Raw genomic sequence first — 18,723 nt, forward strand, 5'->3', positions numbered from 1 at the left:
GGGGGGCGAAGATCGCTCAGAATCCAGGCGAAGACGGTATGCATAATCATGCAGTCGAAAAAACCGTGATTCTGCGGTTGGTCGACAGAGGGCAACAGAGTAAATTAGCGGCTTTGCGACACGAAACGAGACTGACCTATGGCGAACTGGCATACCATTGACGAACTGCATGATATTTCCGCAGATTTACCGCGCTTCACTCAGGCGTTCACAGAACTTGCCACCCGTCTCGGGCTGGATATCGCGCCGCTTGAGGCCGATCACATCTCTTTGCGCTGCCACCAGAATGCCACCGCCGAACGCTGGCGGCGTGGCTTTGAGCAGTGCGGAGAACTGCTGTCGGAGAATATCATTAACGGTCGCCCGATCTGCCTGTTCAAACTTCACGCGCCGGTAACGGTGGCGCACTGGCAATTCACCGTTGTGGAACTGCCCTGGCCAGGAGAGAAGCGTTATCCGCACGAAGGCTGGGAGCATATCGAAATTGTTCTGCCTGGGGAGCCCGAGACGCTGAACGCCCGTGCGCTGGCGCTGCTTTCCGACGAGGGGTTAAGCCAGCCGGGTATTTTCGTCAAAACCAGCTCGCCAAAAGGGGAGCGCGAACGCTTACCGAACCCTACGCTTGCCGTAACGGACGGCAACGTGACGGTGAAATTCCATCCCTGGACTCTCGAGCAGATCGTCGCCAGCGAAGCGTAAGCATTGTGAGCGTCGATCCAGACATCAATCGGGCAACGTGCCACGATGGTACGTTGAGTGAAATTTAAGGAGGATGACATGGCGCTGCTGGAAATTTGTTGTTACAGCGTGGAGTGTGCCGTCACTGCGCAACGGCAGGGGGCCGATCGCATCGAGCTTTGCGCGGCACCTAAAGAAGGGGGATTAACCCCGTCCTTTGGCGTGCTGAAATCAGCCCGTCAGGCCATCACTATTCCGGTGCACCCGATTATTCGCCCGCGCGGCGGTGATTTTTGTTATACGGCGGGTGAGTTCAGTGCCATGCTTGAGGATATCGCCCTCGTCCGTGATTCCGGTTTTCCGGGGCTGGTGATCGGTGTGCTGGACGAAGACGGCAACATCGATCTTCCGCGTATGCGTCAGGTCATGCGCGCCGCCCGGGGGATGGCGGTCACTTTTCATCGTGCGTTCGATATGTGTCAGGATCCGATACAAGCCTTTGATACGCTGGCAGAACTGGGCGTGGCGCGCGTTCTGACGTCGGGCCAGCAGTCCTCGGCTGAAAAAGGACTGAAATTAATTACGGAACTAAAAGCACATTCCGGTGTTCCAATAATCATGGCGGGCGCAGGAGTACGCGCCAGCAATCTGGAACTGTTTTTAAACGCAGGGGTGGAAGAGCTGCACAGCTCGGCGGGTAAATGGATACCTTCACCCATGCGTTATCGCAATACAGGGTTGTCAATGTCGACGGATGCTGAAGCGGATGAGTACTCGCGCTACGGTGTGGATGGAGAGTCGGTTGCGGTAATGAAATCGTTGATTGAACGTCATCACGTGTAGCAACGTACCGATTTTTACCGCGCATCATGTCGCCCAATATGATGCTTGCTTGTACCAGGCCCCTGCAAATTACACAGGGGCCTTTTTTTCTCCTTCATATTTCAAGCCGCAGCCGCGTTGGCCGCCTCGCTCACCCCGGTCACTTACTGATGTAAGCTCCCGGGGATTCGCTGCGTTGCCGCCTTGCTGCAACTTGAACTATTTTGGAGAAAACGTGCGACGCGTAGGCCGGGTAAGGCGCAGCCGCCACCCGGCTAAAGGCTACGGCTTGGTCGCAATCAATACCGCACGCATCGGGGCCGGATAGCCTTCGATGGTTTTACTGTGATCGTCCGGGTCGAGGAATTGCTCCAGCGATTCGGTGATCATCCAGTCGGTGCGGCGCTGTTCCTCAACTGACGTCACGCACACATCGGCGATGCGTACATCGACAAACCCACATTTCTCCAGCCAGTTCTTCAGCGCCAGCGCGGAAGGGATGAAGTAAACGTTGCGCATCTGCGCATAGCGATCGCCCGGCACCAGAACGGCATGTTCATCGCCTTCGATGACCAGCGTTTCCAGCACCAGTTCGCCGCCGCTGACCAGCTGATCTTTCAACTGCCAGAGATGCTCCAGCGGGGAACGACGGTGGTACAGCACACCCATCGAGAAAACGGTATCAAACGCTTTCAGGGCAGGGAGTTGCTCGATACCCAGCGGCAGCAGGTGCGCACGCTGGTCGTTACCCAGGAGCTTACGCACCGCTTCAAACTGGCACAGGAACAGCTGCATCGGATCGATACCGACGGCCAGATGCGCGCCTGCGCCGATCATGCGCCACATGTGATAGCCGCTACCGCAGCCCACGTCCAGAATGGTGCGCCCGGTCAGGTCGGATAAATGCGGCAGAACGCGATCCCACTTCCAGTCAGAGCGCCACTCGGTGTTGATATTTACACCGTACAGCGAGAACGGCCCTTTGCGCCACGGCATCAGGTTACGCATCAGCGTTTCGATGCGGTTGATCTGCCCGGCCGGGAGCGGCTCTTCGCTCTCCGCCGTCACGCTGTGCAGCAAATCCAGACGATGAGGCGTCAGTTCAGGCAGAAACTCCACGGCGTTGGACCACTGCTTCAACAGACCATGCTGCTGATCGCGCTGCCAGGCGGCAATTTGCGCAGGCAGGGTTTCCAGCCAGTGGGAAAGGTGGTTTTTGGCAATCAGCTGATAGAAATTACCGAACTCGATCATGCTGCGTCTCCGGCTTTAAGCGCCACCAGAGAACCAAAGTTAAAGCACTGGAACCACAGTTCGCTGTGTTCAAATCCGGCTTTGCGCAGGCGCGCTTTGTGGGTTTCTACAGAATCCGTCAGCATGACGTTTTCAAGCATGCTGCGCTTCTGGCTGATCTCCAGCTCGCTGTAGCCATTTGCACGCTTGAAATCATGGTGCATGTTGAACAGCAGTTCGCCCACGCTGGCGTCTTCAAAGCTGAATTTCTCAGACAACACCAGCGCGCCGCCCGGGTTCAGGCCCTGATAAATCTTATCCAGCAACCGCTGACGATCGTCCGGTACCAGGAACTGAAGGGTAAAGTTCAGTACCACCATCGAGGCGTTCTGGATGTCGATATCGCGGATATCGCCTTCTACCACCTCCACAGGCGTAGGGGCTTTATACGCATCAATGTGGCGACGGCAGCGTTCAACCATAGCCGGTGAGTTATCGACAGCCACAATCTTGCAGCCTTCGTGATGAACGTTACGACGAATAGACAGCGTTGCCGCTCCCAGCGAACAACCCAGGTCATAGACCTGCGTGCCGGGTTGAACAAAACGCTCCGCCAGCATGCCGATCATGGAGATAATATTGGAATAACCGGGAACAGAGCGCTGGATCATATCCGGGAAGACTTCGGCTACCCGTTCATCAAAGGTCCAGTCGCCCAGGCTGGCGATAGGCGCGGAAAAAAGCGTGTCGCGATCTGACATAACGTAAAAATCCGGGAAAAATAAAGGGGCATATTGTGCGCTAATGGAAGGAGAAAACCAACTCCCACGGCATATACCAAAGGTTAGCCAGCACCATCAGCAAAAGCGAGCACCAGGTCGCGCTCATGCCGGAACGACGCCAGCGGATCAGGCGGTGGTGAAAACCATAATAATGCATCAAACGCCCTGCAATCAGCAGCAGCCCACAGACGTGCACCATCCAGGTTTCAGCGCCATCCATCTCCATTAACAGCAGTAAAATTAACGCGACGGGAATGTACTCGACCGCGTTGCCGTGGATGCGGATTGCGCTTTGTAGCTCAGAAAAGCCCCCGTCACCGTACGAGACGCGGTACTGCATTCTCAGGCGCACAACATCAAATGAAAACTTAATCAGCAGTAATGCACCTAACACCGCATACAGCGCGCTGACCATACTAACTCCCTGTTTTTGGCAGATGGCACGTCTCTATGATAGGGGGTGATTTCAGAAAAGAGAAGATTGTTGTGGGATGGACGGCGCGGGGCCAACCGACGGAACCGCCTGCTGCAAGGCCTGCCAGAGAGCATCGACCAGTTCAGGCGCCTGTGCGATATCCGGCGTATGTAAAAAAAGGTACGGCGTGGTGGTGTGCTCCCATTTCGCCAGCGTTTGCAGCCAGACGGCGAACATCTCCTCATTTTGCTGCATGTTATCGCTGCCGATAAACCGGACCATCGGGTTCTGCGCCGTTACGATCGCGTGGACGGGCACTTTCGGTTTTTTGCGCTGGGCATCAACAACGGCTTCGCTGTGCGGGATTGCGCTGTGCACGGGGCGGCTGTCGAGGATCACGCGGTTGACCGATCGTTCATGCAGGCCGCGATTGAGCGCTTTCTCCGCGTCGCCCTTGGCAAAGAATTCCGGATGCCTTACTTCTACGCCGTAGGTGAAGCCATGCGGCAGGGCGTCGAGAAACTGCCAGAGGGCAGGCAGGTCGCGCGGGCCAAACGTGGCGGGAAGCTGGAGCCAGTACTGGCCAATACGGTTGGCCAGAGGCGACATCCGGGTGAAAAACTCGTGGGTTAAATCATCGCAGTTGCGCAGCGCGGCGTTGTGGGAGATGGTCGCCGGGAATTTAAAGCAAAAGCGGAAGTCGTCGGTGGTTTGCTCACGCCAGCGTTCGACGATCTCCGCGCGGGGCAGGGCGTACAGCGTGGTATTGCCCTCCACGCAGTTAACATGTCGGGCGTTATTAACTAACTTACTGATTTTAATAATGCTCTGGCGCTGCTATGTATGCTTTGGGGCATCTGTGGGGCAAAATCCGCGAGCCTCTGATTCAGCATTGCGATCTGCTCGCTACTGCTGTCTGCCATCCACGCACCGTATACGTTGAAAACCATCTGGGCGCTCGCATGGCCCATCTGACTGGCAATAAAGCTGGGGTTAGCACCAGCTGACAGTGACCAGCATGCATACGTGTGACGCGACTGATATGCTTTCCTGTGCCTTATCCCTGCTCGCTTCATCGCCGCGTCCCATAAATCACCTATCGAGTCGACTTTGTAGATGATCCCCACCTGCTGACATCTTCTGACCAGTTGAGGGTTGAAAACAAATGTACACTCGTGGCTCTCAGTTCTGCCGTATTCGCGCAGCTGAACATCGATCCGATGCCTTTTTCCAAGCCTGGTCATTTCCGCCTGATTCCTCAGGACGCTGATCGCAGGCTGAATGAGGTGTATCACTCTGTTGGTACTGGCCTCAGTTTTCGGTAGAGTGAATTCACCCAGTTTTGTATAATTACGCCTGATTGTTATTGTTCCAGCTTCAAGATCGATATCCTCCCAGGCCAGGGAGGTCAGCTCCCCATGACGGATCCCTGTGTATACTGCAAGTGACCACAGGTTTTTCGTCTGCTGATGCCGGCATGCATCAATCAGGCGAATAAATTCGTCACGAGTTAGCGGATCTGGCTCTGCCCTGGCTTTTTTAAGAGGCTTGATCCCGTCGAATGGGTTCGCCTCTAAGTAACCGTGATCTGCGGCAAACTGAAACATTCCGGCAATCGTTGTCATGTAATAATTTACGGTGACAACACTTCGTCCCTTTGCCGGGACCTTCCCCTTCATTGGCATCTGGTGACCGGTCAGTAAATCTTTCCTGATATACAGTAATTCCTCTTTAGTCACCGCCGACACCAGCCGATTACCCCCGATCCTTGGCACCATATTCCTTGCGACTGACTCATAACGGTTGAGTGCGTTCGCGCAGATTTCCATTCTCTTCAGATCCAGCCACTTTTCGGCAAGCTCTGACACTGTAATTTCTTTCTTACCCACCCCAAAAGTCTTGAGGTTAGGGGAGTCCGGAAACTGTGCCGCGTACTCAAATGTGCCTGTTCTGATGGCAAAGCATACCGATGTCCGCAATTCCCCGGCGATCTTCCTGTTCTTAGCGGTGTCAGGGACACCGAGGCTCTCCCTGACACGCTTACCTTTGAAATTAAACCAGATGCGCAATGTGCCACCGTGGTTTTCGACGCCTGTTGGATATGTAACTTTATCCATTGATTCCTCCAGACGCCCAAGAGCGATATGAGATTACCTTTTTCATGGCCTCAGATCACCCAGGCTGTTTGTTTTTCATTGAGGCCACCCACGCATCGACCGCTTTACGGTTATACATGCACTCGCTGGAAGGTTTCGGATTTCCGTCAGGTGAAACATGCACATATTCCCGCCCAACCAGCCAGCATTCTTTTCTGGCCCGGAGGATGGTTCCGGGCTTGAGCCCGGTAACCGCAATCAGAACCTTTTCGCTAACCCAGTCATTCGGTACCAGAAGAACAACGTCGCTCATAATCACCTCAGTGCATAACTGGCATGTCAGGCATGCCTTCTTTCTGAATCTGTTCGATGAAACTGTCGTGCAGCAAATTAAAACCCTCCCGGCCAAATTGTGACAGCTGAAGCCCCTGCACTTCGTCTTCCGCTAACATGCCCTTGTACATGCGCAGAGCCATCTGCTGACCAAGCTCCTGGCCGTATTTCTCAATGGCAATACCTTCCACATGATTAGCAAGTGCGAATCGCTCTGGCGCAGGATAAATACTGATTGAACCGTGCTGGCCGGAGTAGATAACTGCTTTGTCGAAACCTCCTGAATCGTTGGCCACCTCACAGGTCCCGTTCTTTTCCTGCTCTTCCGTAATAAAGACGGCAACCAGCATCCAGCGCCAAAGAATGATTTCTTTCTCGATGCCCGGGTTAAACCAGCCGCTTTCAATCCCTTCCATAATGCAAGCCAACAGTTCAAGTCCATCCGGAATTCGTTTGTCATAATTACCGTTGTCGAGCTGGCGAACCGCAACTGAATAACCAATAACTCGGTTACCAAAACGGATGCCGGATGATGTAGGCTCTGGGGTAAAGTTTGAATCAACCATTAATGCACTCCTTCTGGTTTGATGGCTTGTAATGCATCTACTTCTTTGACGTAACGCTCGTGCATCGCGTCCCATTTTTCACACCATTTTTCCATTTCTCGCTTGCGCGCCAGGATACGACGCAGACGGCGAACACAACGCTGGTGGGCGGCCAGATACTCAGCCTTTGTTTCCCCGTCTCGCCATACCTCCATATCATCGCGATCAATACGCACTCGCGGGTGATGCTGCGGAAAACCTGAACGCTCAAAAGCCTCGGTGGTCATGAAGAAAGCCAGATAGCGGATCGCCGTATCTCGCGTGAAGCATTTTTTGATACGACCGTGACGTACTGCTACGAACAGTGGGCCAACTGGCGTATCGTGTTTCTGTAATGCCAGGTCAATCATGCTTACGGTGCGTTTATCTTTCATTTCCGGTCCTTAACTTTGCTGTATCGTTCGTGACTCATTACTTCCCAGTTCTTGCCGCCATCGCGGGAGAGTAGCCGCCAGCGATGGTTAACTTTGAGGCTCAAATTCCCGGATCCGTGCATTCGGCAGGGGTGAATGCGCCTTGCCCTGAACTGGCTTAAAACGTGTACCGCTTTGAGGTGAACCCACTCAGGAATTCGTATCGCTGTAAGTGCCATCAGATCCCCCCATTTCATGACCCTCCGTTTTCGGAGCCTCCACTTTTTGTTTTTTGACGAACTCAACCAGCTCAGAAATGAGCTCGTCGATTAACTCCTTCCCGCTATCCGTAAGGAATTCACCGCTGCCATTAACATCAACAGCGCTGCTGTAAATTCCCTTGATAGCTTTTACGCCGTCGATATTCCCGTATTCACTGATCGCAAGCCTTTCGAATTTTCGTAATAATCCATCGAGAAGAATCTCTGTTAACTCGACCGTGTTAATACCGCCTTTATTGAGCTTAATAACAAGGCAGTTACTGCCTGTTTTACGCTGGTGGCGTAATAACGCTGCTTTTAAAATTCGGCGTCGATATGTCTCGATTAATTTATCCATTGCGCTTTTCCTCCTCCAAACCCATAACTATTTCCTCTTCTTTTTCGGTCCATCCATGAATATCAGCGGCGAGGTCATAAACCAGAGCGCATATTGTTTTAAGTTGAAATCTGTCTAACTTGTCGTGACATTCAAATAATGTTTGCGATAAACCAGCCAGTTGCTCGGCTTTGATGTTCACAACCTGAATGTCTTGCCTTTTTAATAAGCTCATAATTACCGACCATATGCTTTTTTAAGATAAAGACGAGCGATTACCTCGTAACCGCAGGCCGCATAAAGGCATGCTGTTCTATATGCCGATTTATCAATGATGAAAGTCATACGAAGCGCCTCACAGCCAAAGAAGCCACCACCCGACCGTGAATTTTGATTTCTTTCTGTTCATCGGTATTAAGGGTGAAAGTTTCGTAATGATGGTTATCAGAAATGATTTTTAATGAGCCATCAGCTAATGGCTCAATTCTCTTAATGAAAAGACATGGGCGACCAAAAGCATCCATTGTGTAAACATAAATGCCAGAGGTAAGCGCACGTCCACCGCAATCAACGAAAGCCACAACCTCACATGGTTCGATGGTCGGCTGCATTGAATCACCTTCCATCCGGCAGCTTTGTACGCGGTTGCCAAAGTCATTGATGTTGTCAGATCCGAACAGCATTTGAGGCGTTTTAACTGGCTGATTAACTGCGACGGAATTTTGCATTTTCATTTCCTCAGGGTGAGTTTGGCCCCACCAAGAAAGGTGTTAATTAAATAATGTTAATTAATTTTAAATCTTGTCGGCTTGCTTGCAGATGGTTTCTTGCAAGTCGTCTAATTTTTCATAAACGATAGTTAGCGTACCGATAGCCGACAATTCCGGAGGCATACAATCCATAGCGTTGGATAAAGCCATTCTGCAATTGCCAATATCCGCAGACCATGAATTAAGTTGATTGGAAGTTATAATGCTTGTTGGCTCTGTAAATTCACCACACTGCTCGTTTCCTGAAATGAGCCACAGAACATCAGAATGAAGAATGTTAGCCAATTGGATTAACTGGTCAGCAAACGGAACAGTTTTTTCCGTTTCCCAGTTGTTAATGGTTTCGGTTGTTAAACCAAGATGATCAGCCAAAAAATCCTGAGACAGTCGAAGCGAAGATCTTTGATTTAATATTCTTTTGCCGATGGTTTTGGCTACGGTGATTTGAGTATTCATTTCATTGGCTCCGTTGTTTGCCGATGAATGAACTCTAAGTCATGCAATAACTTATTGCAATAACAAAACTTATTTTTCTTTTGCGATTTAGTTTAATGCATTGATTTTTTTGATTAAATTTTGTTATTAAACTGCATGCTTACAGCTACAGACAAAGAAAAAGCCGCTTAAAAGCGGCTTCAAAAGGTGGGGTGTTGAAGGTTAGAGCCTATTGTAATTGATTGATTCATGCATTATGGCTTTACCCATCACGTAAAGGTCATCTTGGTTTTCTTCCGTGATATACCATTTCTCATATGCCGGATTATCCGATAAGACTGCCAGCCTGTTTCCCTGCATCTGGAGACGTTTTAGGTGAAATGTTTTACCAAAAACAAACACATACACACCATCCGTTAGAAAGTGTCGGACGGAAATGTCTACGAAGACACGATCACCGGAATTGAACGTGCTGGCCATGCTGTCGCCATTGACGGTCATTACTTTTACGACATCTTCACTACGATTCCCGAAGAGGGATTTTGCATGTTGAGTCGTGAACTCAATAGCGTGTAAAACCTCCACATATTCTGAAAGCATGAACGTGCCAGGTCCTGCACTCACTGAAAGGTCAAGAACCTCGACCCTGAATATGCCAGCGTTATCCTTTACCTCCCTTTCGGGCATGGTCTCTATCACATAGCCCTGTCTATGAGGCACATGATTTTTTCCAGTTGATAGCCATTCAGGGCTCACACCCAGCGCATTAGCAATCTCAACCAACTTACGTGTTGTGTTGGTTTTGCCTGCAACAAGACGCCAGATAGCTGGTTGCGAAACCCCAACTTTCATCGCTAATTCTGCCTGTGTAAGGCCTGCGTCAACCATCGCTTTTTGAAGACGATCTGAGAATGTGTTCATACCAATAAGCCTATACAAAAAGTTATTAAGTGGCAAATACGATAAGTTATTGCATAAAGTTATTCAAGGCTATACTCTTTCCCAATGTTCAATAACTTTTGGTATTTTTATGATCAATCAACATGTCAAGAGAGCTATCGATATTCTCGGCGGCCAAGCTGCATTAGCAAGGGCGTGCGGGGTTACTCAACCGGCTGTATTTCGCTGGCTTAATGGTAGCCGGGTTAAGGCTGATCATGTCATGTCCATTGTTAAAGCTACTGGTGGCGAAGTTAAAGCCTACCAGATCCGCCCAGACCTTCCAGATACATTCCCTCACCCGGGCAATGAGGTGTGATATGTCGCACTCGATCACTACCGAAAACCAAGTTAAGCCATTGGATATCGATTATCGCGATCCGCGCGGTGTGATTGTGCATGTCACCGGCTGGAATCGGGATAAACAGCAGGTGTACTTCACCAGGCAGAATTATCCGCATGAATGCATGCAGCCTGTCTGGAAGTTTCAAAATTATTTCAGGAGGGTTGTGGAGTGAGCAATTTCTTACAGCTCGTTGATCGTCCAATAGCCTTTCAACGGTCCTTCGTTCGCCTTGGCGTGGGTATTACAGGTGCATTGCTATTGTCACAGATTGTCTATTGGCAGAACCGCATGGAAGGGAATTGGTTCTACAAAACCCAGACAGATCTCGAAGAAGAGACTGGATTAACGCGTTACGAACAAGAGGGAGCGCGTAAAAAGCTGGTTTCCTGTGGCGTACTGGAAGAAGCAAAACGTGGCATCCCAGCAAAATTATATTTCAGAGTAAACCAGGAGCGCTTGGAAGAACTTCTACTTGGCGAAAACCAGCATGCAGGTATGGGGAAAACCAACAAACAAGGATGCGGAATTTCCGCAAACAGTGATGCGGAAAACCAGCATGCAGGTATGGGGAAAACCAACGAGCAGTCATGTGGAAATTCCGCATCCATTCATACAGTAGATTACCAGGAGACTACACAGAAGATTAATACAGAGAATAAATATCTTGGTGCATCGGCTGAAGCCGACACACCGAAAGTGAAATCTTCAACTGATTATTCTCCTGCATTTGAAGAAGCCTGGCAGGCATACCCAAAACGTAGCGGTGGAAATAACAAGCTAAGCGCATTCAAAGCCTGGAACGCACGTATTAAACAGGGCGTAAAACCAGAGACGATGCTGGAAGGGGTTAAGCGCTACGCAGCTTTCATGGCCTCTGAGGGAAAGATCGGTACTTCGTTCGTCAAGCAGGCGGCGACGTTCTTCGGGCCGGATAAACATTTCGATGAACCGTGGCTGGTAGAGACCCAGGAAAACAAAGTCCCTACCCGACAAGACCAGTCTCGCTACGAGTGGTACGCAAAGTCTGATGACGGCTCTGCCGAGGTGTTTATCAATCAGTCAGCGATCGATCGCATGAACCGTGGCGGGTATCGCCCATGAAAATACTCCTCAAGCGTGTGCTGGTGGCCGGATATAACCACGGCGTTCTGTGCGAGGGATTTGTGAGATGGTTTTTTGTTAAATTCGATTTACGGAGTTTGTGAGTTATGAGCCCAGCTGAACTATCAGAAAAACTATGGGATAACGCTGAACGCGTCGCTAAGTTTCTCCTTCCGAAAGGACATCTGGAGGGGAAGGAGTGGTGTGCTGGCAATACGAACGGTGACTCAGGCAAAAGCCTCAAGGTCAATATCGGCGGTAAAAAATCATGGGCTGACTTTGCCAGCGGTGACAGCGGTGACCTGCTGGATCTCTGGGTGTTGGTTCGTAACTGCCAGCTGCATGATGCAATGCGAGAGGCGAAAGAGTTTCTTGGCCTGAAAGATGACGACCACCACTTCGAAGCGAAGAAAAAACTGTTCTCTCGTCCGACGAAAAAGGGCGTTAAATCGGCCAGCAAATGCTATGACTACCTTGCTTCACGTGGAATTACCCGTGAAACAGCCGATCGCTTTAAGGTAACAGACGCGGTGGTCTGGTATCACGACGAAAGCCGCGAGGTACCAGCAGTGGCATTCCCGTACATCCGGAATGGTGAACTGCTACAGGTAAAACGTATTGGAACCGAAAGGCCAAACGGCAAAAAACTGATTATGGCTGAAGCTGATTGCGAACCATGTCTGTTTGGCTGGCAGGCTCTGGATAAAAACACCCGCCTGGTAGTTCTGTGCGAAGGTGAGATTGATTGCATGACCTTTACGCAGCTTGGCTATGATGCCCTGTCTGTTCCCTTTGGCGGTGGCAAAGGGGCCAAACAGCAGTGGATTGAATATGAATACCATAACCTCGATCGCTTCCAGGAAATTTGGCTGTGCCTGGACAACGACAATGTAGGCCGTGAAGCTGCAAAAGAAATCGCCAGACGTCTTGGGGAACATCGTTGCCGCATGGTTGAACTTCCCCACAAAGATATCAACGATTGCCTGATGAACGGCATGGACAGCGACTCCATTCTGGAATACATGGAGCGCGCCAAATTCTTCGATCCCGATGAGCTTTGCTCAGCAGGGGACTTGCTTCAGGAAACTATCGAGGCATTCGAACATCGGGATACCGGTCTGTTTACAAGCCCATGGGCTTCGCTGAACAACAACTTTAAGTTCCGTGCCGGTGAACTGACCCTCGTTAATGGCGTTAATGGGCATGGAAAAACAGAGCTCGTTGGACATATCGCGATTGATGCGATGAGTCAGGGCGTCAGGACGTGTATTGCTTCTCTGGAGCTTAAACCAGGCAAAATGCTTGCCCGACTCACGCGGCAAACCATCTGCACTTCCTCACCGAAACGTGAAGAAATCATTATGACCAACGAATGGTTTTCTGACCGCCTTTGGGTATTCAAACTTACCGGAACTGCCAAAGCAGACCGGCTTCTTGAGATTTTTGCCTATGCCCGGCGTCGCTATGGCATTGAGCTGTTCGTCATAGATAACCTGGCTAAATGTGGCTTAGACGAAGAAGACTACACAGGTCAGAAGGACTTCATCGATACGCTGTGCGACTTCAAGAACGAGCATAACTGTCACGTCCTGCTGGTTACCCACGCCAGAAAAACAAACGACTCCGCTCCAACAGGAAAGATGGACGTAAAAGGCACTGGCGCCTTAACCGACATGCCCGACAACGTTATGGCCGTCTGGCGCAACATTCCCCGTGAGCTGGCGCAGAGAAAAGCGGATCGTATGGGTTATGAGAGCCTCGACAAAGACGAACAGGCCGCGATCAATCTCCCCGCTTCAATGATTCGTTTGTTGAAGCAACGAGAAGGGGAAGGGTGGATCGGTGACATCGGAGCTAATTTCGACTCTCGCTCTCACCAGTTCCTGGAAGGCGAGAAAAAACCATTTAACTACCTGGTCGGTAAGCCGCAAAGCGAGCTTGATCTCGAGTGGGAAGCCAGCAACGTAACGAGGGTTTGAGATATGGAACTTGAAGCATCACTAAAACACTTTAGCCCTCAGGGAATGCAGATCAGCGACGACGTGAAGGGAACTTCTCCGGACCGCCTTACAGGAACAGACGTAATGGCGGCGATTGGTACCACCAGCAGCCGTGCGCGCTTCGGCCTGGCGGCGTTCTTCGGTAAAGCGGGAATCAGCAAAACGGATGAACAGCTCGCAGTTCAGGCGCTGGCGCGATATGCGATGGATGTCGCACCGAAGAATGTTCGCAAAGCAGCTGGTGGGCAGTTCGGATGGTGCATGCAGATGCTGGCGCAGTTTGCCTTTGCTGATTACTCCCGTTCGGCCGCCACCAGCGCGACGTGTCACAGCTGTTGCGGTACCGGGCGAACAACCCGCGAGCAGATTACCCGCAAAGTTTCTTACCCATGGGGTAAAGCGCCATACTGGGCCTGCCGCTCTCGTGCTGTTCGACCATCTGACTGGGAGCAGTGGACGGAGGTAACAGAGGTTGTACCGGCGGTCTGTGATGTTTGCGAAGGCAAGGGAACGATCAGCGCCCGGTGCAGGTGCGGCGGTAAAGGTGAAGTGCTGGATCGCAAAGCGACCAAAGAACGTGGCGCACCGGTTTTCAAAACGTGTGAACGTTGCTCTGGTAATGGCTTCTCTGCTATCTCCTCGGCGACGGTACACCGTGCCATTCTGAAGCGTCTCCCGGACCTCCATCAGTCCTCATGGTCACGCAACTGGAAACCCTTTTATGAAATGCTGGTGGACACGCTGCGCCAGGGGGAGCGTCACGCGGCAGTAGAGTTTGAGAAGGCGACAACTTATTAATATGATCGGAACAAATGGCGACACTTTTTTGCACGTTAGTGTTGACTTTGCATAAAACTGTCCTGTATGCTTCTGATTATGGAGTATAGCGCCTGTAGATAATTAACCTCTAAAAGCCCGCCACGTTGCGGGTTTTTTTATTTCCAGCAAGGTTTTTCTTCATTGCGTTTGTTATGTTGTGTTTTTTAACTGAGGGTCAGTTGATGAGCGCAGATGAAAACTTGTTGAGTAAAATTCAGGAAGTACGGACGGTAGAGGATGTGGAGCAAGTCAATTTGGGCCTTTCTAAAGGCTGGGTGATTTTGATGATCACCGAGAGCTCTACAGTCTGGGAAGATGGCAGCAAAAGCAGCCTTGTTACATATCACATGGGCAAGCCGAAGGCATTGCCGGTCTGATCAAGCCTTACCAAATCAAAAATTTCAATCATATATAGGCCACCTCACGGTGGCCTTTTTTGTTTCCCCTCAACCTTCTGAGAGGATCAACAGCAATAAGAGGGGGCAAAATGTCCGATCCATTAACCGGCACCGGCGCTGTTCTCGGCGGCGGCCTGCTGGGTTCAGTCCTGTACGGCGTCTTTACTCATACAGATTTTGGTGTGGTGTTCGGGGCGTTTGGTGGTGCGGTGTTCTACGTCGCGACAGCCACAAACCTGTCCCGCGCCCGACTGGCAGCATATTTCCTGACGTCGTTTATCGTTGGGGTGCTCGGGGCAGGACTTATTGGCTCACTGCTAAATGCAGCTTCGCACTATGAAAAACCGCTGGATGCACTGGGCGCAGTGATTCTGTCTGCCCTGTGTATAAAAATCCTCACTTATCTTAACAACCAGGATTTGAACAACGTGTTCAAGTTTTTCTCGCGGCTACGCGGGGGAGGGGGAAATGGCAATTGACCCGTCAGCATTCTTTAATGCGTTTATCTGTGCGGCCATAGTTATCGTGCTGATGTTTTACCAGCGACATGGCGCCCGGCATCGCCCCTTTATTTCTGTCCTGGCGTATATAACCGTGCTGGTTTACGCCGCGATCCCCTTGCAGTTCATCTTCGGCCTTTATCGTGATTCCAGTTGGCTGGTGGTGGTCGCAAACATTCTTATCTTCGCCGCCATCCTGAAGGTTCGTGGAAATATGGCGCGGCTGGTTGATCGTCTGAGGCACTAATGAACCAATCACAATTTCAGAAGGCGGCTGGTATCAGCGCCGGATTAGCTGCGCGCTGGTTTCCGCATATCGACGCCGCCATGAAGGAATACGGCATCACCGCACCGCTTGACCAGGCCATGTTTATTGCCCAGATGGGGCATGAAAGCACCAGATTTACCCGGCTGGTGGAAAATCTTAATTATGCGGCTGAAAACCTGGTCCCGACGTTCGGCAGCCACCGCATCACTCCACAGCAGGCCGCCGCGCTTGGCAGAACGGCAGCGCACCCGGCTAATCAGAAAGCGATCGCCAATCTGGTGTACGGCGGTGAGTGGGGAAAAGAACACCTTGGCAATCAGGTCGCTGGTGATGGCTGGAAATATCGCGGTCGCGGGCTGAAACAGGTTACCGGCCTGAGCAACTACCGCAGTTGTGGCCATGCTCTAAAACTTGACCTTGTTAGCCATCCGGAGCTGCTTGAACAAGATGAATACGCCGCGCGCTCAGCTGCATGGTTCTTTGCCTCCCGCGGTTGCCTGCTTCATTCCGGCGACGTTGAGCGCGTGACACTATTAATCAATGGCGGCCGTAACGGGCTGGATAAACGCCGCGCGCTGTTTAACCTGGCGAAATCAGTTCTGTTGTGAGGTGAATGTGGGGATCGAAACGATAATCGGGCTGGCCGCGTTGGTTATTTCCGCTATTGCCGGCGCTTTTGGCCTGGGCCATATTCGCGGCACCAGCAAAGCGGAAGCGAAAGCCGACCAGCAGCGCACCGAAGATAACGCAGCTGCAACGGTCGCAGCAGCGGAACGCCGGGTAGAGGCAACTAAAGAGGCCAGCAATGTACAGCAGACTGTTAACCATATGCCTGGCGACGATGTTGATCGCGAGCTGCGGGACAACTGGACCCGTAAGGGTTGAGGTAGTGGACACGGCTTGCGACTGGGTTAAACCCATCTATGGTACGGATCACGACTGGGATGTACTGGATAAGCAGACGAAGCGCGACATCCTGGCACATAACAAAGCGTGGCAGGCGAACTGCAAACCTAAATGGGCGCAATGAAATGCGCCCGAACAGCATTATTTTGTGGTGCTGAATAGCTTCATGTACTGATTGATAGGCTTACCTGAGTGAGAATCTTTCCCCGGCTTGGGCGTAGCAGATAAAACTTCAGAAGCTAGTTTGTTAGATGCCTGATTATCAACACCAACGATAGCCTCTACGTAGAATTCGTTGCAGGAGTTTCTAAAGCCATATTGCATTTCTTCAATGCTGGCTTTGAGAAGTTTAGTGGCAATTCCCTGCCTTTTAAATTTATCGGCTACGGCATAACCCACGCCAAAACAGGGCTTCCCTTCATATGGATCTGCTGGGACGTATATGGCAACACCTTTAACAATATCTCCCTGAACGAAAGCGTAAGTAATCCTTGGCGTGCCATCCGCATCGTCCATAAGTACCTTCATTTCAGGGTGAATTACACACGGTGAGAGTCTAATCAGGCTATTGGATAAAGCGTGTTGAAAACTATTCAACGAGTCTGTTGGATTGACGAGTTCAGGCATTTTGATTCCTCTGATTATTAGTGTTTGGCGATTTAAAATACATCCTCGCGGATTTTTATACATTGATATTAATGAGTTCTTATTTGGAAATTTGAAGTAGGTTCGTTTTTCTCCATAAATCACATTAAGCGCATCGCACGCGCACATCAAAGAAAGTCTTTCAGCTGTGAGCCTGGGCAAACCGTTAACTTCCGGCGGCTTTGCCGTGCGACAGGCTCACGTCTAAAAGGAAAATCAAATGCAGGTCACTATTGATGGTGTCCCGTTTGTGCCTGCCTGCGCTTCAGCGTCAGGGATTGGCATTGCTATTTCGACACATCAGCGCGCAGACGTTTTAAAACGTTCACTCGAACAACATCTGAGGCATCTGCCAGCCGGTACGCTGGTGGTGGTTATCGACGATGGTTCTAAACCTGCCGCAGTAGTGCCTGACGGCGTGCAGCTGCTTCGCCATGAAACATCACTCGGCATTGTTGCTTCGAAGAACGCCAGTTTAACCGCGCTGATGGACGCCGGGTGTGAGCATCTATTCCTTTGGGACGATGACGCCTGGCCCATCGCTGATAACTGGCACCTGCCATACATCGAATCACCAGAACCTCACCTTGCTTACCAGTTTCTCGATCTGGCTGGCCGCAATAAGCTGAATGACCTTTCGGTGCTTTACCGTGACGATCAGCATGTGGCGTACACCGGGCAGCGCGGCGTGATGCTTTACTACCACCGCAGCGCTATCGAGAAGGTTGGCGGTTTCGATCCGGTATACGGTCGCGGCATGTACGAACATAGTGACCTCGCCCTGCGCATCCATAATGCTGGCCTGACGACATGGGCTTACGGTGATGTGGTCGGTTCAGAAAAGCTGATTCATTCTCTCGATGAGCATGAAGCGGTAGAGCGTTCGGTACCGCGCCCCGACAGACAGGCGCTGGTGGAACGTAATGTGAAGATCCACAACGAACGGCGTGATGCCGGGTTTACTGGTTACGTTGAATACCGCCAGCAGCGTGACGTGGTAATCACAACGCTGCTCACCAGTCAGCCTGACCCGCAGCGCGGCACAAAAATGGCGGCCTCGCCTGACATGCTGAACAAATGGGCGGCCTCGCTTCGCCAGTGTGGTCGTATAGCGCTGGTGGATGAATTACTTACGGCTCCAACAGATGTTGAGCTGTATCTCGTACCTGACGTGAAGATGAATGTCTACTTTCGTCGCTGGCTGCACATCTGGCAGCACCTGCGAGATCACCCTGAATACCGGTTCGTCTGGTGTACCGATGGTACCGATGTCGAAATGCTTCGCGCGCCGTGGGAAGAAATGGAAGCCGGAAAGGTGTATGTCGGTTCAGAACCAAAGACCTACGCCGATACCTGGGCAAAGCAGAATCATCCGGAGCGCATCTATCAGGAGTTCATTGAAGAGCATCGGAACGATGTGATGCTTAACGCTGGGCTGCTGGGTGGTTCCCGTGCTGATGTGATGGCGTTCGCTCACGGCATCATCCGTCTTTACTACCGGATCGAGAGCTATCGGTTCTGGAAGAAAGAACAGGCTGGTGCCGCGGTGGGTGACATGATGGCGTTCGGCATTGTTGCGCAGTCATTCGCTGACAGGCTGGTCACCGGCCCTCTGGTACATACCGTTTTCAAAACTGATGGCATCGGCAAAGAAAATGCCTGGTGGCGCCATAAATAACAGG

General features: G+C 51.2%; 29 protein-coding genes. 14 read left to right on the top strand and 15 right to left on the bottom strand.

Annotation, left to right across the window (positions count from 1 at the left end):
* Positions 1–138 precede the first annotated feature (138 nt).
* The gene (locus tag ACOTX5_RS07760) at positions 139–699 is read left to right on the top strand and encodes a VOC family protein (RefSeq protein WP_045911149.1); all 561 of its coding nucleotides are present in this window, start codon (positions 139–141) and stop codon (positions 697–699) included.
* 78 nt (positions 700–777) lie between these two features.
* Entirely contained in the window at positions 778–1,521 is a 744-nt protein-coding gene (gene cutC, locus ACOTX5_RS07765) for a copper homeostasis protein CutC (RefSeq protein WP_032669628.1), read from the top strand.
* 261 nt (positions 1,522–1,782) lie between these two features.
* On the opposite strand, the gene cmoB is transcribed toward cutC, so the two are convergent.
* From cmoB to ACOTX5_RS07835, 14 genes are all read right to left on the bottom strand, one after another.
* Complete coding sequence (cmoB, locus tag ACOTX5_RS07770; RefSeq protein WP_023303898.1) at positions 1,783–2,754, bottom strand: tRNA 5-methoxyuridine(34)/uridine 5-oxyacetic acid(34) synthase CmoB; 972 nt, start codon at positions 2,752–2,754, stop codon at positions 1,783–1,785.
* Positions 2,751–3,494, bottom strand: coding sequence for a carboxy-S-adenosyl-L-methionine synthase CmoA (cmoA, locus tag ACOTX5_RS07775; protein ID WP_003859735.1), 744 nt, complete (start codon positions 3,492–3,494; stop codon positions 2,751–2,753). Before cmoA ends, cmoB begins: the two co-directional genes overlap by 4 nt.
* 40 nt (positions 3,495–3,534) lie before the next feature.
* Positions 3,535–3,930, bottom strand: a complete 396-nt coding sequence (locus tag ACOTX5_RS07780; RefSeq protein ID WP_003859737.1) for an MAPEG family protein — start codon at positions 3,928–3,930, stop codon at positions 3,535–3,537.
* A gap of 51 nt (positions 3,931–3,981) precedes the next feature.
* A complete protein-coding gene (locus ACOTX5_RS07785; protein WP_063945241.1) occupies positions 3,982–4,755 on the bottom strand; it encodes a DUF72 domain-containing protein in 774 nt (257 codons plus the stop codon).
* Positions 4,734–6,047, bottom strand: a complete 1,314-nt coding sequence (locus tag ACOTX5_RS07790; RefSeq protein WP_032667380.1) for a tyrosine-type recombinase/integrase — start codon at positions 6,045–6,047, stop codon at positions 4,734–4,736. Before ACOTX5_RS07790 ends, ACOTX5_RS07785 begins: the two co-directional genes overlap by 22 nt.
* Positions 6,048–6,102: 55 nt before the next feature.
* The gene (locus ACOTX5_RS07795) at positions 6,103–6,339 is read right to left on the bottom strand and encodes an excisionase family protein (RefSeq protein ID WP_006811088.1); all 237 of its coding nucleotides are present in this window, start codon (positions 6,337–6,339) and stop codon (positions 6,103–6,105) included.
* A gap of 7 nt (positions 6,340–6,346) precedes the next feature.
* A complete protein-coding gene (locus tag ACOTX5_RS07800) occupies positions 6,347–6,925 on the bottom strand; it encodes a hypothetical protein (RefSeq protein ID WP_050595459.1) in 579 nt (192 codons plus the stop codon).
* The gene (locus ACOTX5_RS07805) at positions 6,925–7,338 is read right to left on the bottom strand and encodes a hypothetical protein (protein ID WP_032667381.1); all 414 of its coding nucleotides are present in this window, start codon (positions 7,336–7,338) and stop codon (positions 6,925–6,927) included. Before ACOTX5_RS07805 ends, ACOTX5_RS07800 begins: the two co-directional genes overlap by 1 nt.
* A complete protein-coding gene (locus tag ACOTX5_RS07810; protein ID WP_419095430.1) occupies positions 7,335–7,574 on the bottom strand; it encodes a hypothetical protein in 240 nt (79 codons plus the stop codon). Before ACOTX5_RS07810 ends, ACOTX5_RS07805 begins: the two co-directional genes overlap by 4 nt.
* A complete protein-coding gene (locus ACOTX5_RS07815; protein ID WP_032667382.1) occupies positions 7,528–7,935 on the bottom strand; it encodes a hypothetical protein in 408 nt (135 codons plus the stop codon). The genes ACOTX5_RS07810 and ACOTX5_RS07815 overlap by 47 nt, the downstream gene beginning before the upstream one ends.
* Complete coding sequence (locus ACOTX5_RS07820; protein ID WP_063945240.1) at positions 7,928–8,149, bottom strand: hypothetical protein; 222 nt, start codon at positions 8,147–8,149, stop codon at positions 7,928–7,930. The genes ACOTX5_RS07815 and ACOTX5_RS07820 overlap by 8 nt, the downstream gene beginning before the upstream one ends.
* Before the next feature lie 106 nt (positions 8,150–8,255).
* Positions 8,256–8,642 carry a S24 family peptidase gene (locus ACOTX5_RS07825; protein ID WP_032673909.1) on the bottom strand — a complete coding sequence of 129 codons (387 nt, stop codon included), beginning with the start codon at positions 8,640–8,642 and terminating at the stop codon, positions 8,256–8,258.
* 66 nt (positions 8,643–8,708) lie between these two features.
* Positions 8,709–9,140 (bottom strand): helix-turn-helix domain-containing protein, encoded by a 432-nt coding sequence (locus ACOTX5_RS07830; RefSeq protein ID WP_006811077.1) that lies wholly within the window; start codon positions 9,138–9,140, stop codon positions 8,709–8,711.
* A 201-nt stretch (positions 9,141–9,341) separates the two neighbouring features.
* Positions 9,342–10,040, bottom strand: a complete 699-nt coding sequence (locus ACOTX5_RS07835) for an XRE family transcriptional regulator (protein ID WP_023150198.1) — start codon at positions 10,038–10,040, stop codon at positions 9,342–9,344.
* On the opposite strand from ACOTX5_RS07835, the gene ACOTX5_RS07840 reads away from it, so the two are divergent.
* The 11 genes from ACOTX5_RS07840 to ACOTX5_RS07890 all read left to right on the top strand — a co-directional run bounded on the left by ACOTX5_RS07840 (position 10,033) and on the right by ACOTX5_RS07890 (position 16,520).
* Complete coding sequence (locus ACOTX5_RS07840; protein WP_320408417.1) at positions 10,033–10,377, top strand: helix-turn-helix domain-containing protein; 345 nt, start codon at positions 10,033–10,035, stop codon at positions 10,375–10,377. The genes ACOTX5_RS07835 and ACOTX5_RS07840 overlap by 8 nt on opposite strands.
* Before the next feature lies 1 nt (position 10,378).
* On the top strand, positions 10,379–10,576 hold the full coding sequence (locus ACOTX5_RS07845; protein ID WP_000019788.1) for a DUF4222 domain-containing protein: 198 nt from the start codon (positions 10,379–10,381) through the stop codon (positions 10,574–10,576).
* Complete coding sequence (locus tag ACOTX5_RS07850) at positions 10,573–11,505, top strand: hypothetical protein (RefSeq protein WP_000064516.1); 933 nt, start codon at positions 10,573–10,575, stop codon at positions 11,503–11,505. The genes ACOTX5_RS07845 and ACOTX5_RS07850 overlap by 4 nt, the downstream gene beginning before the upstream one ends.
* A 107-nt stretch (positions 11,506–11,612) precedes the next feature.
* On the top strand, positions 11,613–13,484 hold the full coding sequence (locus tag ACOTX5_RS07855; RefSeq protein WP_047051618.1) for a toprim domain-containing protein: 1,872 nt from the start codon (positions 11,613–11,615) through the stop codon (positions 13,482–13,484).
* A 3-nt stretch (positions 13,485–13,487) separates the two neighbouring features.
* A complete protein-coding gene (locus ACOTX5_RS07860) occupies positions 13,488–14,303 on the top strand; it encodes an antitermination protein (RefSeq protein ID WP_047051617.1) in 816 nt (271 codons plus the stop codon).
* Between the two features lie 203 nt (positions 14,304–14,506).
* Complete coding sequence (locus tag ACOTX5_RS07865; protein ID WP_047749287.1) at positions 14,507–14,701, top strand: hypothetical protein; 195 nt, start codon at positions 14,507–14,509, stop codon at positions 14,699–14,701.
* A gap of 110 nt (positions 14,702–14,811) precedes the next feature.
* The gene (locus tag ACOTX5_RS07870; RefSeq protein WP_017384387.1) at positions 14,812–15,201 is read left to right on the top strand and encodes a phage holin family protein; all 390 of its coding nucleotides are present in this window, start codon (positions 14,812–14,814) and stop codon (positions 15,199–15,201) included.
* Positions 15,191–15,469: a phage holin family protein gene (locus ACOTX5_RS07875; protein WP_047051615.1), complete on the top strand. Its 279-nt coding sequence runs from the start codon at positions 15,191–15,193 to the stop codon at positions 15,467–15,469. Before ACOTX5_RS07870 ends, ACOTX5_RS07875 begins: the two co-directional genes overlap by 11 nt.
* Complete coding sequence (locus ACOTX5_RS07880) at positions 15,469–16,098, top strand: glycoside hydrolase family 19 protein (RefSeq protein WP_126508982.1); 630 nt, start codon at positions 15,469–15,471, stop codon at positions 16,096–16,098. Before ACOTX5_RS07875 ends, ACOTX5_RS07880 begins: the two co-directional genes overlap by 1 nt.
* A 7-nt stretch (positions 16,099–16,105) precedes the next feature.
* The gene (locus ACOTX5_RS07885) at positions 16,106–16,375 is read left to right on the top strand and encodes a hypothetical protein (protein WP_032665859.1); all 270 of its coding nucleotides are present in this window, start codon (positions 16,106–16,108) and stop codon (positions 16,373–16,375) included.
* 4 nt (positions 16,376–16,379) lie between these two features.
* Positions 16,380–16,520, top strand: a complete 141-nt coding sequence (locus ACOTX5_RS07890; protein ID WP_234101219.1) for a hypothetical protein — start codon at positions 16,380–16,382, stop codon at positions 16,518–16,520.
* 17 nt (positions 16,521–16,537) lie between these two features.
* On the opposite strand, the gene ACOTX5_RS07895 is transcribed toward ACOTX5_RS07890, so the two are convergent.
* On the bottom strand, positions 16,538–17,023 hold the full coding sequence (locus tag ACOTX5_RS07895; RefSeq protein ID WP_063945238.1) for a GNAT family N-acetyltransferase: 486 nt from the start codon (positions 17,021–17,023) through the stop codon (positions 16,538–16,540).
* 238 nt (positions 17,024–17,261) lie between these two features.
* Between ACOTX5_RS07895 and ACOTX5_RS07900 the strand changes: the two genes are divergently transcribed.
* Positions 17,262–18,719, top strand: coding sequence for a glycosyltransferase family 2 protein (locus ACOTX5_RS07900; RefSeq protein ID WP_234101220.1), 1,458 nt, complete (start codon positions 17,262–17,264; stop codon positions 18,717–18,719).
* Positions 18,720–18,723: the final 4 nt, after the last annotated feature.

This window comes from Enterobacter cloacae complex sp. IR5441 (assembly GCF_049238215.1).
Lineage (GTDB): Bacteria > Pseudomonadota > Gammaproteobacteria > Enterobacterales > Enterobacteriaceae > Enterobacter > Enterobacter hormaechei_C.

What these genes read in the sequence shown, in the direction of transcription:
- ACOTX5_RS07760 (WP_045911149.1), top strand. Translation starts at nt 139, where the DNA reads ATGGCGAACTGGCATACCATTGACGAACTGCATGATATTTCCGCAGAT.
- cutC (WP_032669628.1), top strand. Translation starts at nt 778, where the DNA reads ATGGCGCTGCTGGAAATTTGTTGTTACAGCGTGGAGTGTGCCGTCACT.
- cmoB (WP_023303898.1), bottom strand. Translation starts at nt 2,754, where the DNA reads ATGATCGAGTTCGGTAATTTCTATCAGCTGATTGCCAAAAACCACCTT.
- cmoA (WP_003859735.1), bottom strand. Translation starts at nt 3,494, where the DNA reads ATGTCAGATCGCGACACGCTTTTTTCCGCGCCTATCGCCAGCCTGGGC.
- ACOTX5_RS07780 (WP_003859737.1), bottom strand. Translation starts at nt 3,930, where the DNA reads ATGGTCAGCGCGCTGTATGCGGTGTTAGGTGCATTACTGCTGATTAAG.
- ACOTX5_RS07790 (WP_032667380.1), bottom strand. Translation starts at nt 6,047, where the DNA reads ATGGATAAAGTTACATATCCAACAGGCGTCGAAAACCACGGTGGCACA.
- ACOTX5_RS07795 (WP_006811088.1), bottom strand. Translation starts at nt 6,339, where the DNA reads ATGAGCGACGTTGTTCTTCTGGTACCGAATGACTGGGTTAGCGAAAAG.
- ACOTX5_RS07800 (WP_050595459.1), bottom strand. Translation starts at nt 6,925, where the DNA reads ATGGTTGATTCAAACTTTACCCCAGAGCCTACATCATCCGGCATCCGT.
- ACOTX5_RS07805 (WP_032667381.1), bottom strand. Translation starts at nt 7,338, where the DNA reads ATGAAAGATAAACGCACCGTAAGCATGATTGACCTGGCATTACAGAAA.
- ACOTX5_RS07810 (WP_419095430.1), bottom strand. Translation starts at nt 7,574, where the DNA reads ATGAAATGGGGGGATCTGATGGCACTTACAGCGATACGAATTCCTGAG.
- ACOTX5_RS07815 (WP_032667382.1), bottom strand. Translation starts at nt 7,935, where the DNA reads ATGGATAAATTAATCGAGACATATCGACGCCGAATTTTAAAAGCAGCG.
- ACOTX5_RS07820 (WP_063945240.1), bottom strand. Translation starts at nt 8,149, where the DNA reads ATGAGCTTATTAAAAAGGCAAGACATTCAGGTTGTGAACATCAAAGCC.
- ACOTX5_RS07825 (WP_032673909.1), bottom strand. Translation starts at nt 8,642, where the DNA reads ATGCAAAATTCCGTCGCAGTTAATCAGCCAGTTAAAACGCCTCAAATG.
- ACOTX5_RS07830 (WP_006811077.1), bottom strand. Translation starts at nt 9,140, where the DNA reads ATGAATACTCAAATCACCGTAGCCAAAACCATCGGCAAAAGAATATTA.
- ACOTX5_RS07835 (WP_023150198.1), bottom strand. Translation starts at nt 10,040, where the DNA reads ATGAACACATTCTCAGATCGTCTTCAAAAAGCGATGGTTGACGCAGGC.
- ACOTX5_RS07845 (WP_000019788.1), top strand. Translation starts at nt 10,379, where the DNA reads ATGTCGCACTCGATCACTACCGAAAACCAAGTTAAGCCATTGGATATC.
- ACOTX5_RS07855 (WP_047051618.1), top strand. Translation starts at nt 11,613, where the DNA reads ATGAGCCCAGCTGAACTATCAGAAAAACTATGGGATAACGCTGAACGC.
- ACOTX5_RS07860 (WP_047051617.1), top strand. Translation starts at nt 13,488, where the DNA reads ATGGAACTTGAAGCATCACTAAAACACTTTAGCCCTCAGGGAATGCAG.
- ACOTX5_RS07865 (WP_047749287.1), top strand. Translation starts at nt 14,507, where the DNA reads ATGAGCGCAGATGAAAACTTGTTGAGTAAAATTCAGGAAGTACGGACG.
- ACOTX5_RS07870 (WP_017384387.1), top strand. Translation starts at nt 14,812, where the DNA reads ATGTCCGATCCATTAACCGGCACCGGCGCTGTTCTCGGCGGCGGCCTG.
- ACOTX5_RS07875 (WP_047051615.1), top strand. Translation starts at nt 15,191, where the DNA reads ATGGCAATTGACCCGTCAGCATTCTTTAATGCGTTTATCTGTGCGGCC.
- ACOTX5_RS07880 (WP_126508982.1), top strand. Translation starts at nt 15,469, where the DNA reads ATGAACCAATCACAATTTCAGAAGGCGGCTGGTATCAGCGCCGGATTA.
- ACOTX5_RS07895 (WP_063945238.1), bottom strand. Translation starts at nt 17,023, where the DNA reads ATGCCTGAACTCGTCAATCCAACAGACTCGTTGAATAGTTTTCAACAC.
- ACOTX5_RS07900 (WP_234101220.1), top strand. Translation starts at nt 17,262, where the DNA reads ATGCAGGTCACTATTGATGGTGTCCCGTTTGTGCCTGCCTGCGCTTCA.